The sequence below is a fragment of the Planomicrobium sp. YIM 101495 genome (genome assembly GCF_009707665.1).
GTDB lineage: Bacteria > Bacillota > Bacilli > Bacillales_A > Planococcaceae > Planococcus.
Genome location: NZ_WLZW01000007.1, coordinates 1 through 13,291, shown reverse-complemented (window position 1 = coordinate 13,291; position 13,291 = coordinate 1). Strand labels below are relative to the sequence as shown.

The window sequence follows — 13,291 nt, the reverse complement described above, 5'->3', positions numbered from 1 at the left end:
TTCATTAGCCTCTCTTCCAGCGCATGCCTTGTGCTGTATCTTCCAAGATGATGTTGCGTTCTTTCAGTTCATCACGGATCGCATCAGCACGGGCAAAATCACGGTTTTTCCGCGCTTCGACGCGCTTTTCGATCAATTTCTCGATCTCTTCATCCAATAGTTCCCCCGCTGCATCGAAGACCAGGCCAAGCGTATCGCCAAGTTCCTTGAACATGCCTAAGAACGCCTCCAGTACTGCTGGGCTCGTGTTCTTTTCATTCAAGTACAAGTTCGCAAGGCGAGACAGGTCGAACAGCTTGGAAATAGCATTCGCCGTGTTGAAGTCGTCATCCATCGTCTCGATGAATTCCTTCTTAACCGCTTCCGCTTTCGCCAGCCACATGTCGTCATGGTCGCCAAGTCCTGCAGATACATGCAGACGGTGCTTGATGTTCGCAACCGACGTACGGATGCGGTCAAGTCCTGCTGCCGCATCTTCCACAAGCGGACGCGAATAGTTGATCGGGTGACGGTAATGGACCGACAACATGAAGAAACGCAGCACCTGCGGATCTATTTCTTTTAAAATGTCGTTGACGAGCACGAAGTTGTTGAGTGATTTTGACATTTTTTCGTTGTCGATATTGATGTAGCCGTTATGCATCCAGTAACGCGCAAACTGCTTGTCTGTGTGCGCTTCGGACTGGGCGATTTCGTTCTCATGGTGCGGGAACGTTAAGTCTTGCCCCCCAGCATGGATGTCGATCGTGTCGCCGAGATGTTCACGTGCCATTACCGAACATTCGATATGCCAGCCTGGGCGTCCCGCTCCCCATGGGCTGTCCCACGAAATTTCGCCTGGCTTCGCTGTTTTCCACAAGACGAAATCAAGCGGATCTTCTTTCTTATCCCCTGTTTCGATCCGTGCGCCGACTTTCAATTCATCGACGGACTGGTGAGATAACTTGCCGTAGCCTTCGAACTTCCGTGTGCGGTAATAGACATCCCCCTGCGATTCGTATGCGTAGCCTTTTTCAATCAGCACTTCAATGAAGGCGATGATCTCGTCCATGTGATCTGTCACACGCGGGTGGACGTCCGCTTCGTCACAGTTCAGTGCTTTCGTATTCTCAAAATACGCTTTGATGAAGCGGGAGGCAATCTCCGGCACTTCTTCTCCGAGTTCGTTCGCTGCTTTGATCAGCTTGTCGTCGACGTCCGTGAAGTTGGATACGTACGTCACTTCATAGCCTCTGTAGCCCAAATAACGGCGGACTGTGTCATAGACGATGACCGGACGCGCATTCCCGATATGGATATAGTTGTAGACGGTCGGACCGCATACATACATTTTGACTTTGCCTTCTTCAAGCGGGATGAATGGTTCTTTCTCCCGGCTCAGCGAGTTGAATAATTGAATCGCCATCAACGATTACCCTCTTTCTTGTTGTGCTTTTTTCGTTTGTGCCAGTTCCTGCTCGAGCGCCGCGATCTTGCGTTCCATTCCTTCGCAGCGGTCCATGACAGGGTCCGGCATATCTTGGTGGTTCAAATCCGGTTTCACTTTGACGCCGTCCTGAATGACGACTTTTCCGGGAATCCCGACAACTGTCGCATTGGCTGGGACGTCTTTCAATACGACTGAGCCCGCTCCGACTTTCGAATGGTCCCCGATGACTATTGAGCCGAGCACTTTCGCACCCGTCGCGACTAAGACGTTATTGCCGAGTGTTGGGTGCCGTTTTCCTTTTTCTTTCCCTGTTCCGCCGAGCGTCACGCCTTGGTAAATTGTGACGTTGTCGCCGATTTCGCATGTCTCGCCGATAACGACGCCCATCCCGTGGTCAATGAAGAAGCGGCGGCCGATCACTGCTCCCGGGTGAATTTCGATGCCGGTGAAAAAGCGGCTGATTTGTGAAAGTGCACGTGCCGCAAAAAACCATTTCCTCCGGAATAACGCATGCGCGAACCGATGCAGCCAAATAGCGTGCAGTCCCGAATACGTCAGCACGACTTCCAGCGTATTACGCGCAGCCGGGTCTTGCTCAAACACAACCGATACGTCTTCCTTCAGTAATTTCCACATTCGTCTCACTCCTTGCTTTGTACAAAATAAAAAACGCCCCTGTCAGTTACCTGACAGAGACGCATCGTTTGCGCGGTTCCACTCTGAATTGAAAAGGAGACAACTTCCCCCTCTTCCTCTTAAGCGCCTTTAACGCAGGCGATACGGCCGGTCTACTCACTTCGACACGACACTCAAGGATGCATTCCATACAGCAGTGGCCCGGATCACTCGCAGCCGGTGATGATCCTCTCTGATAGAGCTTGCGATATGTACTTGTTCCCGTCAACGTTTTATTGTTTGTACATCCATTTTACATGTTCTGTTTAGGAAGTCAATTCACGCGCCTGCATAAGCAGAGACGCGTTTGATCGATTTTTCCTTGCCAAGCAATGCGATGGCATCCGGCAATTCCGGACCGTGCGTTTGGCCAGTCGTCACGACACGGATCGGCATGAAGAGGTTCTTCCCTTTATGGCCGGTCGCTTTTTGGACCGCTTTAATCGCTGCCTTGATTTCAGCAGGCTCGAATGCTTCCAGCGCTTCCAGCTGTTCTTTGAAAGAAGCCATCACTTCCGGTACTTGTTCGCCGGCAAGCACTTCCTTCTCTGCTTCGCCGTATTCCAAGGAATCGGTGAAGAACAGGTCAGACAGCTCCGTAATTTCGGCGCCGAAGTTCAACTGCTCGTGATAAAGTGCGATCAGCTTGTGTGCCCATTCGCTTTGTTCCGCCGTCATGTCTTCTGGCAGCTTGCCTGCTTGTTGCAGGTGCGGCAAGGACAGTGCAACGACTTCTTCAAGCGGCAGTTGTTTCAAGTATTGGTTGTTCATCCACATCAACTTCTGACGGTCGAACATGGAAGGTGATTTCGACAGACGGGCTTCGTCGAAGATCTTGATTAGTTCCTCTTTCGAGAAGATCTCTTCTTCCCCTTCCGGAGACCAGCCGAGCAATGCGAAGAAGTTAAAGAGCGCTTCCGGCAAGTAGCCCAGGTCTTTGTATTGGGAGATGAATTGGATGATCGACTCATCGCGTTTCGATAATTTCTTACGGTTTTCGTTGATGATCAGTGTCATGTGGCCGAATGTCGGCGGTTCCCAGCCGAATGCCTGGAAGACCATCATCTGTTTTGGTGTGTTGGAGAGATGCTCTTCCCCACGGAATACGTGGGAAATTTTCATCAAATGATCGTCGATGACAACCGCAAAGTTGTAAGTCGGGATGCCGGTCGTCTTGACGATTACCCAGTCACCGACATCTTTCGATTCGAATGCGATCGGACCTCGCACAAGGTCATTGAACGAATACGTCACATTCGCCGGCACTTTCATGCGAAGTGAGTACGGCAGACCTGCGGCTTCTTTCTCAGCTACTTCCTCAGCACTCAAGCTGCGGCAAGTGCCTGCGTATTGTGGAGCCGCGATGCCTGATGCACGCTGCTGCTCACGCTCCTGCTCGATTTTCTCAGGCGTACAGAAACACTTGTATGCTTCGCCGCTCGCCAGTAGACGGTCCGCGTGCTCTTTGTAAGTGTCAAGCCGCTCCATCTGACGGTAAGGGCCGTAGTCTCCACCGATATCGACCGACTCGTCATACTCGATGCCGAGCCACTTCAAATTATCCAGCTGGGACAGCTCCCCCGCTTCGATATTCCGTGCGATGTCCGTATCTTCAATACGGACGATGAATTTGCCACCGTGGTGGCGTGCATATAGATAGTTGAATAGCGCTGTGCGCGCCCCGCCGATATGAAGGTGTCCAGTCGGGCTCGGAGCGTAACGTACGCGTACTTCTTGTGTCATGTTCAGTTCCTCCTCATAAATCTTCCGTCACTATTTTATCACCCGCCGCCCCATTAGGAAAGCTGGCGTTTTGTCAGCAAAATCACAGCAAGTGCCGCAATGCCTTCTTCGCGGCCAAGGAAGCCGATTTTCTCGTTTGTCGTCGCCTTGACGTTCACTTTCGACACATCTGATTCGAGCAGCTCTGCGATTGATGCGCGAATCTCTTCGATGTGCGGTGCAAGCTTCGGCTTCTGTGCGATCACTGTGCAATCGACGTTGCCAAGTTCGTAGCCTTGCTCTTTCACAAGCTGCCAAATTTCCTGAAGCAACTTGCGCGAATCCGCATCCTTGAATTCCGGATCCGTGTCCGGGAAGTGCTTGCCGATGTCGCCTGCACCGATCGCGCCAAGTGCTGCATCCGTGATCGTGTGGAGCAGGACATCTGCATCCGAATGGCCGAGCAATCCTTTCGTATGCGGGATTTCGATTCCGCCGAGAATGAGTGGACGCCCTTCCGCCAATTGGTGTACATCATAACCTTGTCCGATTCGAATCATCTTCATTTCCTCCTATTGCCGCTTTTCCAGGATCGCCTTGCCGTATACAAGGTCGTCCGGTGTCGTCATTTTAATATTTTCGTACGTACTTTCCACAAGATGGACCGGTTCGCCGAGGCGTTCCACGAGCATGGCTTCGTCCGTCCCGAGGAACGCGTCTGCAAGCGCCTGTCTCGCTGCCTGGAGCAGTAATGGATAGCGGAATGCCTGAGGCGTCTGAATCGTCCACAGTTGCTCTCTGGCGACCGTTTCCAGCACCTTGCCATCGACCGCACGCTTGATGGTATCTTTCACTGGCACCGCCGCGATAGCCGCACCTTTTTCGTAAGCTGTTTGCACGAGATTGCTGATGACGACCGGCTCGATGAACGGGCGTGCTGCATCGTGCACGAGAACGACTTCACATGCCGGAATCAGTTCCAGACATGCCCTGACACTGTCCTGCCGTTCCTTTCCGCCCGTCGCATAGCCTCTCACCTTCGTGAAACCCGCTTCCCGGACGTATGCTTCGATGATAGCTTGCTCGGATTGCTTCACCGCCAGCCAGATTCCTGTACACGCTTCGTCACGTTCGAATACAGCGAGCGTATGCAGGAAAATCGGCTGATCCGCAAGCTCCAGCAACAACTTATTCTTATCCGCTTTCATCCGCTTGCCGCTCCCCGCAGCAGGCAATACTACTGTATAGTTCATCCTGTTCATCCTTCTAACCCGAACGTTTCTGAAGTGATCGGTTATTTATTGCCTTGTGGCTTGGCGAAGATCATCCGGCCAGCGGAAGTTTGCAGCACACTTGTCACCGTTACAGTGATCGCCTTGCCGATGAATTCCTTCCCGCCTTCGATGACGATCATCGTGCCATCGTCCAAATAAGCGACGCCTTGGTTCTGTTCCTTGCCGTCCTTGATGACCACGACGTGCATTTCCTCACCCGGAATCACGACCGGTTTCACCGCATTGGCTAAGTCGTTGATGTTCAAGACCGATACATGATGCAATTCACATACTTTGTTTAAGTTGAAGTCATTCGTGACCACTTGGCCACCCATCTTCTTCGCAGCACGCATTAACTTCAGATCGACTTCTGCGACTTCATCGAAGTTCTCTTCCGTGATCAAGATTTCCCCTTCACGTTCGCTTTGCAGGCGCTTTAGTACATCAAGCCCTCTGCGACCACGCGTCCGCTTCAATGTATCGGACGAATCCGCGATGTGCTGAAGCTCCGATAGGACAAATTGTGGGACGACGAAAATCCCTTCAAGGAACCCTGCAGCTGAAATATCCGCGATGCGGCCATCGATGATGACACTCGTATCCAGCAATTTGTAGGACACTCTCACTTCCGGCTCCTGTTCGGGTTCCTCCGCCTTTTTAAGCGTGTTGAGCTTAGAAGGCGTCAAAACAGTCGCGATCTCCTCGCGCTTCTGGAAACCGACCTGAAAACCAAGATAACCGAGTACCACTGAAAATACGATCGGCGCCGCTGTATTGACGAGCGGAATATCGATCGAACTCAGTGCAAATCCGATAAGGAATGCGACAACAAGTCCGAGAATCAAGCCGAGCGTACCTGACAAAAGATCCAAAGTAGGTGCATGCAACAGCTTTTCTTCCATCCATTTCATGAAGTTCACCAGCGAATCGACGAATAAAAGTGATAATAAATAGAAAATAAATGCACCGATCAACGCTGAGACATATGGATTGTTCACCCACGGGTTCGTATCGAAAGAAATGAGTTCATAAGCATAAGGTAAAAATAAAATTCCGACAGTACCACCGATCAGTAAAAACAACAATTGAATAATTTTCTTTAACACACGTTCCACCTCCTTTTTTCCAATTATACACGCTTTCCTGATGAAAGGCTGTTCAGGCAACGCCAAGAACAGGAAAAAACCGCCCTGGAGCGAAATAGCAGCTCCGAAAGCGGTTTTGTTTAAGATGGAAAAATCTCTTTTAATGCGTCATTGACTGTTTCTACACCGATTACACGAATGCCTTCAGGATAGTCCCAGCCTCCAAGATTCGACTTCGGAATGATCGCCCGCTGGAAGCCGAGCTTGGCCGCTTCCTGCACACGCTGCTCCACACGGGAGACGCGGCGCACTTCGCCGGTCAACCCCACTTCCCCAATAATACAATCGGTCGGACGCGGTGCCTGGTCACGGTAGCTCGACACGATGCTCGCTAGGATGGCCAGGTCGATCGCCGGCTCATCCAGTTTGACGCCGCCCGCCACTTTGATATAAGCATCCTGCGCCTGTAGCATCATCCCGACCCGCTTCTCAAGTACGGCCATGAGTAGCGAGATACGGTTCTGGTCCACACCAGTCGCCATCCGCTTCGGGTAGTTGAAGCTGGACGGTGTGACGAGTGCCTGGATCTCGACCAGGATCGGTCTGGTCCCTTCCATCGAAGCAACGACGGTCGAACCTGCCGATCCGCTCGTGCGCTCCTGGAGGAACAGCTCTGACGGATTCAATACTTCCTTCAATCCATCCTGCAGCATTTCGAAAATCGCGATTTCATTTGTCGAGCCGAACCGGTTCTTAACACTACGCAGTATGCGGTACGTGTGATGCCGCTCCCCTTCGAAGTAAAGGACCGTATCCACCATGTGCTCCAAAATACGGGGTCCTGCAATCTGGCCTTCTTTCGTCACGTGGCCGACGAGGAAGATCGCAATATTCTTCGTTTTGGCGATCCGCATCAGCTCCGCAGTGCTCTCACGCACTTGTGTTACACTACCGGGAGCAGATGTCACTTCCGGGTGATGGACGGTTTGGATGGAGTCGACGATGACGAATTTCGGCTCCGTTTCTTCGATGGCGTGATGGATCAGCTCAAGGTTCGTCTCTGCATAAATATACAATTCCGTTGAAGATGCCTGCAGGCGCTGTGCCCGCAATTTCGTCTGCTTGATCGATTCCTCACCTGAAATATAAAGGACGCGGTTGTCGCTATTCGCGAGCATCGCCGACACTTGCAGCAGCAACGTCGACTTCCCGATTCCTGGGTCCCCCCCGACTAAGATGAGTGAGCCTGGTACGATTCCGCCCCCTAGGACACGGTTCAGCTCTCCCATTTCCGTCGTCACACGCGGTTCTTGCTCGGTTTCAATCGACACGATTGGCATCGCCTTTTGTGTCGTCGTGCCGACAGAGTGCTGGAATGCGCCTCTCGTCCCTTTCGGTGCCGCGACTTCCGTTTCTTCGGTCATCTGGTTCCATTCGCCGCAATTCGGGCATTTGCCCATCCATTTCGCTGACTCATAGCCACATGATTGGCAAATGAATTTCGTTTTCTTCTTAGCCATGCCTGCCTCCTTCGCCGATTAAAAAACCGCCCGCCGGATTTCCAGCGGACGGATGGTCCTTTATTCTTGCTTGGTCACTGCTTCTTTCGTGCGAATGACAAACTCGTCGCCTTCCACGTCGAAGATAATCGTCTGACCAGAGATGGCCGTGCCTTTCAGTACTTCCTCGGAAAGTCGGTCCTCTACATGCTTCTGAAGCGATCGGCGAAGTGGGCGTGCCCCGTATTCCGGGTCGTATCCTTCGCTTGCCACTTTATCCAGTGCAGCTTCCGTCAATTCCAAATCGATTCCCTGCTCTTTCAAGCGATCTGTCAATTGCTCCGTCATCAATTCCACGATCTTACGCAAGTCATTCTTCTCGAGCGAATGGAATACGATCGTGTCGTCGATCCGGTTCAGGAATTCTGGTCGGAACACTTTCTTCAGCTCCTCCAGCATCTTCCCTTTCATATCTTTATAATCCGTCTGCGCATCATCAAGGTTAAAGCCGACGTACTTATTATACTTCAACTCCTGTGCCCCGACGTTTGATGTCATGATGATCACCGTGTTGCGAAAATCGACACGGCGCCCTTTCGAATCCGTCAAACGCCCGTCTTCAAGCACTTGTAGCAGGATATTGAAGACATCCGGGTGCGCTTTCTCGATTTCATCAAGCAAGACAACCGAGTAAGGCTTTCTGCGAACTTTTTCCGTCAGCTGGCCGCCTTCCTCATAGCCGACATACCCTGGAGGTGAACCGACAAGACGTGACGTCGAGTGGCGCTCCATGTATTCGGACATATCGATACGGATCATCGCATCTTCATCACCGAACATCGACTCCGCTAACGCGCGCGCAAGTTCCGTTTTCCCGACACCTGTCGGGCCAAGGAAGATGAACGAGCCGATTGGACGCTTCGGATCTTTCAGTCCAGCACGAGCACGACGAATCGCTTTCGAGATGGATGTTACTGCTTCAGTTTGACCGATGACACGGCCGTGGAGGATTTCTTCCAAGTTCAGCAATTTATTCGACTCGGTCTGCGCCAATTTCGATACCGGTATGCCTGTCCACATAGAGACGACTGTTGCGATGTCTTCCACTGTCACTTCCGACTCTTCTTTGCCTTGTTTTTCTTTCCATTCTTTTTTCGTTTTATCCAGCTGTGTTTTCAGCTTCTGTTCTGCATCACGCAAGGAAGCTGCTTTTTCGAATTCCTGGCTTTGCACCGCTTCATTCTTCTCAGAACGGGCTGCATCGAGCTTCGCTTCGAGCTCTTTCAAATCAGGCGGCGTTGTATAAGAACGCAAGCGTACTTTCGATCCCGCCTCATCGATCAAGTCGATCGCTTTGTCCGGCAGGAAACGGTCGGAAATATAGCGATCCGACATTTTCGCAGCTGCGTCAATTGCTTCATCCGTGATTTTCACGCGGTGATGCGCTTCGTAACGGTCACGCAACCCTTTGATGATCAAGATGGACTCTTCCACTGTCGGCTCGTCCACTTGGATCGGCTGGAACCGGCGCTCGAGTGCAGCATCTTTCTCGATGTACTTCCGGTATTCATCCAGTGTCGTTGCACCGATACACTGCAGTTCGCCGCGGGATAAGGATGGCTTCAAGATATTTGATGCATCGATTGCCCCTTCCGCTCCACCTGCACCGATCAGTGTGTGCAACTCATCAATGAACAGGATGACGTTCCCTGCTTGGCGGATCTCATCCATGACCTTCTTCAAACGGTCCTCGAATTCCCCGCGGTATTTCGTACCTGCCACAACCGTACCCATGTCTAATACCATCACGCGTTTGTCACGCAGGATTTCTGGTACTTCGTTATTGACGATCTGCTGGGCTAGTCCTTCAGCAATCGCTGTCTTACCGACACCAGGCTCCCCGATCAGAACCGGGTTGTTCTTCGTCCGGCGACTCAATACTTCGATAACCCGCGTAATTTCATTATTGCGTCCGATCACTGGATCGAGACTGCCTTCACGCGCGACTTGCGTCAAGTCACGGGCAAGTCCGTCCAATGTCGGTGTGTTCACTGATGCACTGGCATTCGAGCCTGATGGAGACTGCTCGTTGCTGCCAAGCAATTGCAATACTTGCTGGCGCGCTTTGTTCAAGCTCACGCCGACGTTGCTCAAGACACGTGCAGCGACGCCTTCTCCTTCACGGATCAATGCGAGCAGTAAATGCTCTGTGCCGATATAAGAGTGGCCAAGTTTGCGTGATTCATCAACGGACAATTCGATGACTTTTTTCGCACGCGGTGTATAATGAACGATCGGCCCGACATCTTTCTCGCCAGTTCCGACCAATTCTTTGACTCCTTCTTCGATTACTTCCATGTTCACTTCGATCGCTTCGAGTGCTTTTGCTGCGATCCCACCGCCTTCACGGATCAGACCGAGTAAAATATGTTCCGTACCAATCGATTCATGTTTCATGCGAATCGCTTCTTCTTGCGCTAGTTGAAGCACCTTTTGGGCGCGTTGTGTAAATCGGTTAAACATCATACGTGATCCTCTCCTTCAGTGTGATTTATCGACTTCTCTTGCCGCAGCCGTTTTCGGAACAGCTCAGCACGGGCATGATCCCGCTCTTTCGGCTGTAACTGCTCGCCGGTGAATTGTTGCAGGAAAGCCGGTTGCATAAAGATCATCAGTTCATTCAAGATGGACATGTCCACGTCATCGATCAGCTGGAGATCGATGCCGAGGCGGACGTCCGACAAACAAGTTGCCGCTTCTTCAGTCGTTAACAAGCGCGCATACATCAGCGTGCCAAGTGAACGGTAAATCCGGTCTTCCAAAGAAATCGGTGACCGACTGCGGATTGCTTCCCGCATCTTCTGCTCCTGTTCGATGATTTGTTCGGTCATACTTTGTAAATCTTCCAAAATATCGGATTCGGATTTCCCTAAAGTCAGCTGGTTGGAAATTTGATAAACATTTCCGAGTGCCTCGCTACCTTCTCCATAGATTCCTCTTACCGCCATTCCTAAACGCGAAATCGCAGGAATGATGCGATTGATTTGATGGGACATCGTCAGCGCCGGTAAGTGGAGCATGACCGATGCTCTCATCCCTGTCCCGGTGTTCGTCGGACAGCTGGTCAAATAACCATATTCCTCGTGGAACGCATAGTTCAAATTCTTCTCTAACATCGAGTCGAGCTGATTCGCCCGTTCATACGCCTCCTGCAGCTGGAAGCCCGGCTGCAAGCTTTGGATACGCAAGTGATCTTCTTCATTGATCATGATGCTCAAGTCTTCATCCTCGGATAAGAGAACAGATCCAGGATGCTCAGACTGGGCCAAGTACGGACTGATCAAATGCTTCTCGACGAGTATTTCTTTTTGCAAATGGGTAAGCTCTTGAATATCGATATGGGCAAAACGGTGACCAAGCTCTTCCCCGTAATCCAGCAATGCTGCAGATACTTCCTTGTCGATCTTCAATGCTTCGTCTGCAGAGAAGACGTAAGGGAAACGGAAATCATCCAAGTTTCTCGCGAGCCGGATCCGTGTGCTCATCGCAATATCGGCGTGCTCCCCTTCATTGGTCATCCAGCTGCTTGCGCGGTGCTGGAGAAAGCGGTCAATCGTCATGCGAAGCCCCTCCTTCCAATTGCAAGGTGAGTGCCTTCACTTCGTCTCTCAATTTTGCTGCTTCTTCAAACTCTTCTTGTTCAATCGAATGCTTCATCTGTTTACGCAATTCTTCAACCTGTCTGCGGATTGCCAATGTCTGGCCGAATGAAGCAGGAACTTTTCCTTCATGGCGTGTCTTGCCGTTATGCAGCCTGCCCATTACTTCCCCCAACTGAGGCGCGAATGCCTCGTAACAAGTCGCACACCCAAACTTCCCAAGCTTCAGGAAACGTGAAAACGTTAGGCTACAGGAAGGACAAACCGTCTCCTCCTGTTTGACACGGTTCACAGAGGCGTTGCCTCCAGGGAACCAATGGGCAAGCAATTGGTTGATCGACAAAGGATCCTGTTCAGATAATAACTCGAAGCCGGTATTCTTTGCTGCACAGACGTGGCATAAATGCCGTTCGATCATCTGCCCCTGAATATGCTGCTTCACCAGTACAGAAGCCTGCCGCTCTTTGCATTGATCACAAATCATCCTGTCACCTTCCTCATTTCGTTGCCTGATGCTTCAAGGTAAAAAGCATCGCAATCATGATCCGGGACCTCAATTCATCCCTGGCCGGCAATGGCAAAGCGAGAGTGGAACGGTCCACTGCACTTAAGACGAGCTTTGCTTCGTTCTTCGTCAAAATATCTTCATCCAACAAGCGGAAGACAATATCCTCTGCGACTTGCTGGCTTGCCCCGAGCTTCAAGCGGTCGATGACTTCCGTCAAGACATCCGCCTTCTCGTGCAGGCGTACTCTTTTAATGCGAATATAACCCCCACCGCCGCGTTTACTCTCAACCAAGTACCCGCGATCCGGGGTAAAGCGTGTATTGATGACATAATTTATCTGCGAAGGAACACATTGAAACTTGTCAGCCACTTCATTGCGCTTGATTTCAATATGACCACCTTCACTTATTTCGATAACTTGCTTTAAATAACCTTCAATCACGTCTGAAATATTTCTCACTGCACTCACCACCTGTCTGGACGATTGGTCTAATCGTTGACTTTGACTATCTTTGACTTTATTATACAAGCCCGATTTAAAAATATCAAATACAACGATTCTACAGGAAAAAAGTATTTTCTTATGTATGTGAGCTGCAGAAGTTACGTCTCTCTCATTAGAAAAACCCGAAGAGGTCGCTCTTCGGGTGTCATTCCTTGTCCGCCATCCGCTTCAAGAAGTCGAGCGCATGGCTTTTCACCGAGCCCGTTTCTTCCTCACGGTACTTCGTCTTCCAAGCGTCCCCATCAAGCCACACTTCCACGACATCGCCCCGTATCGGCTCGTGGGTAAAGTCATTGACCGGGAACGTATACGTCTGTTTCGTATCCTCGAGCGAGACTAAGAGCGCTAGCGCCTCTTCAATCTTATCTACTTTATACAGCCCTGCTTTCATCTTTCTCACCTCTATCACTCTCATTCCCCGTTTCTTTTGAAAACAATCCTCTTTCAAAGTTCTGAATGGATTGAAGAAATGCAAAAAAGACCGCAAGCGGGGTTTACCTGGCTGCGGCCTTTTGTTTACCCAGCGACATCCTACTCTCACAGGGGGAGACCCCAACTATCATTGGCGCAAAAGAGCTTAACTTCCGTGTTTAAGATGGGGACGAGCGTGGTCTCTTTGCCATCGTCACTAGACTTTTTTGAGTGCTTGTTCACTTAAAACCGGATAAAGCGGGCATGGATTGATCGGTGGAACAGAATTGCACTTGTCGGAGCGGCCCTGGCCGCTCCAGATCCATTTGTGCGAACTTTGGTTTTGGTTCTGCCGTTAAAGAATGAACAGCAAGCAATTGAATCCTTCAAGCTTTGAAGGGTTGGGAGAAAATTAAAAAGACCACAACCGGGTAGATACCGGTTGCGGTCTTATGTTTGCCCAGCGACGTCCTACTCTCACAGGGGGAGACCCCCAACTACCATCGGCGCAAAAGAGCTTAACT

Annotated in this window: 12 protein-coding genes and 1 rRNA gene; all 13 read right to left on the bottom strand. The window is 50.9% G+C overall.

Annotated elements, in window-relative coordinates; translation table 11 throughout:
* Positions 1 to 4: 4 nt before the first annotated feature.
* The 13 genes from cysS to rrf all read right to left on the bottom strand — a co-directional run bounded on the left by cysS (position 5) and on the right by rrf (position 12,989).
* Positions 5 to 1,405 (bottom strand): cysteine--tRNA ligase, encoded by a 1,401-nt coding sequence (cysS, locus tag GIW82_RS14285; RefSeq protein WP_154750633.1) that lies wholly within the window; start codon positions 1,403 to 1,405, stop codon positions 5 to 7.
* Between the two features lie 6 nt (positions 1,406 to 1,411).
* Positions 1,412 to 2,065 (bottom strand): serine O-acetyltransferase, encoded by a 654-nt coding sequence (gene cysE, locus GIW82_RS14280; protein ID WP_154750632.1) that lies wholly within the window; start codon positions 2,063 to 2,065, stop codon positions 1,412 to 1,414.
* Positions 2,066 to 2,383: 318 nt separating this feature from the next.
* Complete coding sequence (gene gltX, locus GIW82_RS14275) at positions 2,384 to 3,847, bottom strand: glutamate--tRNA ligase (protein ID WP_154750631.1); 1,464 nt, start codon at positions 3,845 to 3,847, stop codon at positions 2,384 to 2,386.
* Between the two features lie 53 nt (positions 3,848 to 3,900).
* Entirely contained in the window at positions 3,901 to 4,386 is a 486-nt protein-coding gene (gene ispF / locus GIW82_RS14270) for a 2-C-methyl-D-erythritol 2,4-cyclodiphosphate synthase (RefSeq protein WP_154750630.1), read from the bottom strand.
* 12 nt (positions 4,387 to 4,398) lie between these two features.
* Entirely contained in the window at positions 4,399 to 5,079 is a 681-nt protein-coding gene (ispD, locus tag GIW82_RS14265; protein ID WP_154750629.1) for a 2-C-methyl-D-erythritol 4-phosphate cytidylyltransferase, read from the bottom strand.
* A gap of 41 nt (positions 5,080 to 5,120) precedes the next feature.
* Positions 5,121 to 6,206 (bottom strand): PIN/TRAM domain-containing protein, encoded by a 1,086-nt coding sequence (locus GIW82_RS14260; protein WP_370456253.1) that lies wholly within the window; start codon positions 6,204 to 6,206, stop codon positions 5,121 to 5,123.
* A 119-nt stretch (positions 6,207 to 6,325) separates the two neighbouring features.
* On the bottom strand, positions 6,326 to 7,705 hold the full coding sequence (radA, locus tag GIW82_RS14255) for a DNA repair protein RadA (protein ID WP_154750628.1): 1,380 nt from the start codon (positions 7,703 to 7,705) through the stop codon (positions 6,326 to 6,328).
* Between the two features lie 60 nt (positions 7,706 to 7,765).
* Positions 7,766 to 10,210, bottom strand: a complete 2,445-nt coding sequence (locus GIW82_RS14250; RefSeq protein ID WP_154750627.1) for an ATP-dependent Clp protease ATP-binding subunit — start codon at positions 10,208 to 10,210, stop codon at positions 7,766 to 7,768.
* A complete protein-coding gene (gene mcsB / locus GIW82_RS14245; protein ID WP_154750626.1) occupies positions 10,207 to 11,304 on the bottom strand; it encodes a protein-arginine kinase McsB in 1,098 nt (365 codons plus the stop codon). The genes GIW82_RS14250 and mcsB overlap by 4 nt, the downstream gene beginning before the upstream one ends.
* On the bottom strand, positions 11,294 to 11,827 hold the full coding sequence (locus GIW82_RS14240) for a UvrB/UvrC motif-containing protein (protein WP_154750625.1): 534 nt from the start codon (positions 11,825 to 11,827) through the stop codon (positions 11,294 to 11,296). The genes mcsB and GIW82_RS14240 overlap by 11 nt, the downstream gene beginning before the upstream one ends.
* A gap of 13 nt (positions 11,828 to 11,840) precedes the next feature.
* Entirely contained in the window at positions 11,841 to 12,311 is a 471-nt protein-coding gene (locus tag GIW82_RS14235) for a CtsR family transcriptional regulator (protein WP_370456252.1), read from the bottom strand.
* Between the two features lie 190 nt (positions 12,312 to 12,501).
* On the bottom strand, positions 12,502 to 12,756 hold the full coding sequence (locus tag GIW82_RS14230; protein WP_154750623.1) for a hypothetical protein: 255 nt from the start codon (positions 12,754 to 12,756) through the stop codon (positions 12,502 to 12,504).
* Positions 12,757 to 12,874: 118 nt separating this feature from the next.
* Positions 12,875 to 12,989, bottom strand: a 5S ribosomal RNA gene (rrf, locus tag GIW82_RS14225).
* Between the last annotated feature and the right edge of the window lie 302 nt (positions 12,990 to 13,291).

Excerpts from the sequence above, each read along its gene's own strand:
- cysS (WP_154750633.1), bottom strand. The coding sequence starts at position 1,405 with ATGGCGATTCAATTATTCAACTCGCTGAGCCGGGAGAAAGAACCATTC.
- cysE (WP_154750632.1), bottom strand. The coding sequence starts at position 2,065 with ATGTGGAAATTACTGAAGGAAGACGTATCGGTTGTGTTTGAGCAAGAC.
- gltX (WP_154750631.1), bottom strand. The coding sequence starts at position 3,847 with ATGACACAAGAAGTACGCGTACGTTACGCTCCGAGCCCGACTGGACAC.
- ispF (WP_154750630.1), bottom strand. The coding sequence starts at position 4,386 with ATGATTCGAATCGGACAAGGTTATGATGTACACCAATTGGCGGAAGGG.
- ispD (WP_154750629.1), bottom strand. The coding sequence starts at position 5,079 with ATGAACTATACAGTAGTATTGCCTGCTGCGGGGAGCGGCAAGCGGATG.
- radA (WP_154750628.1), bottom strand. The coding sequence starts at position 7,705 with ATGGCTAAGAAGAAAACGAAATTCATTTGCCAATCATGTGGCTATGAG.
- GIW82_RS14250 (WP_154750627.1), bottom strand. The coding sequence starts at position 10,210 with ATGATGTTTAACCGATTTACACAACGCGCCCAAAAGGTGCTTCAACTA.
- mcsB (WP_154750626.1), bottom strand. The coding sequence starts at position 11,304 with ATGACGATTGACCGCTTTCTCCAGCACCGCGCAAGCAGCTGGATGACC.
- GIW82_RS14240 (WP_154750625.1), bottom strand. The coding sequence starts at position 11,827 with ATGATTTGTGATCAATGCAAAGAGCGGCAGGCTTCTGTACTGGTGAAG.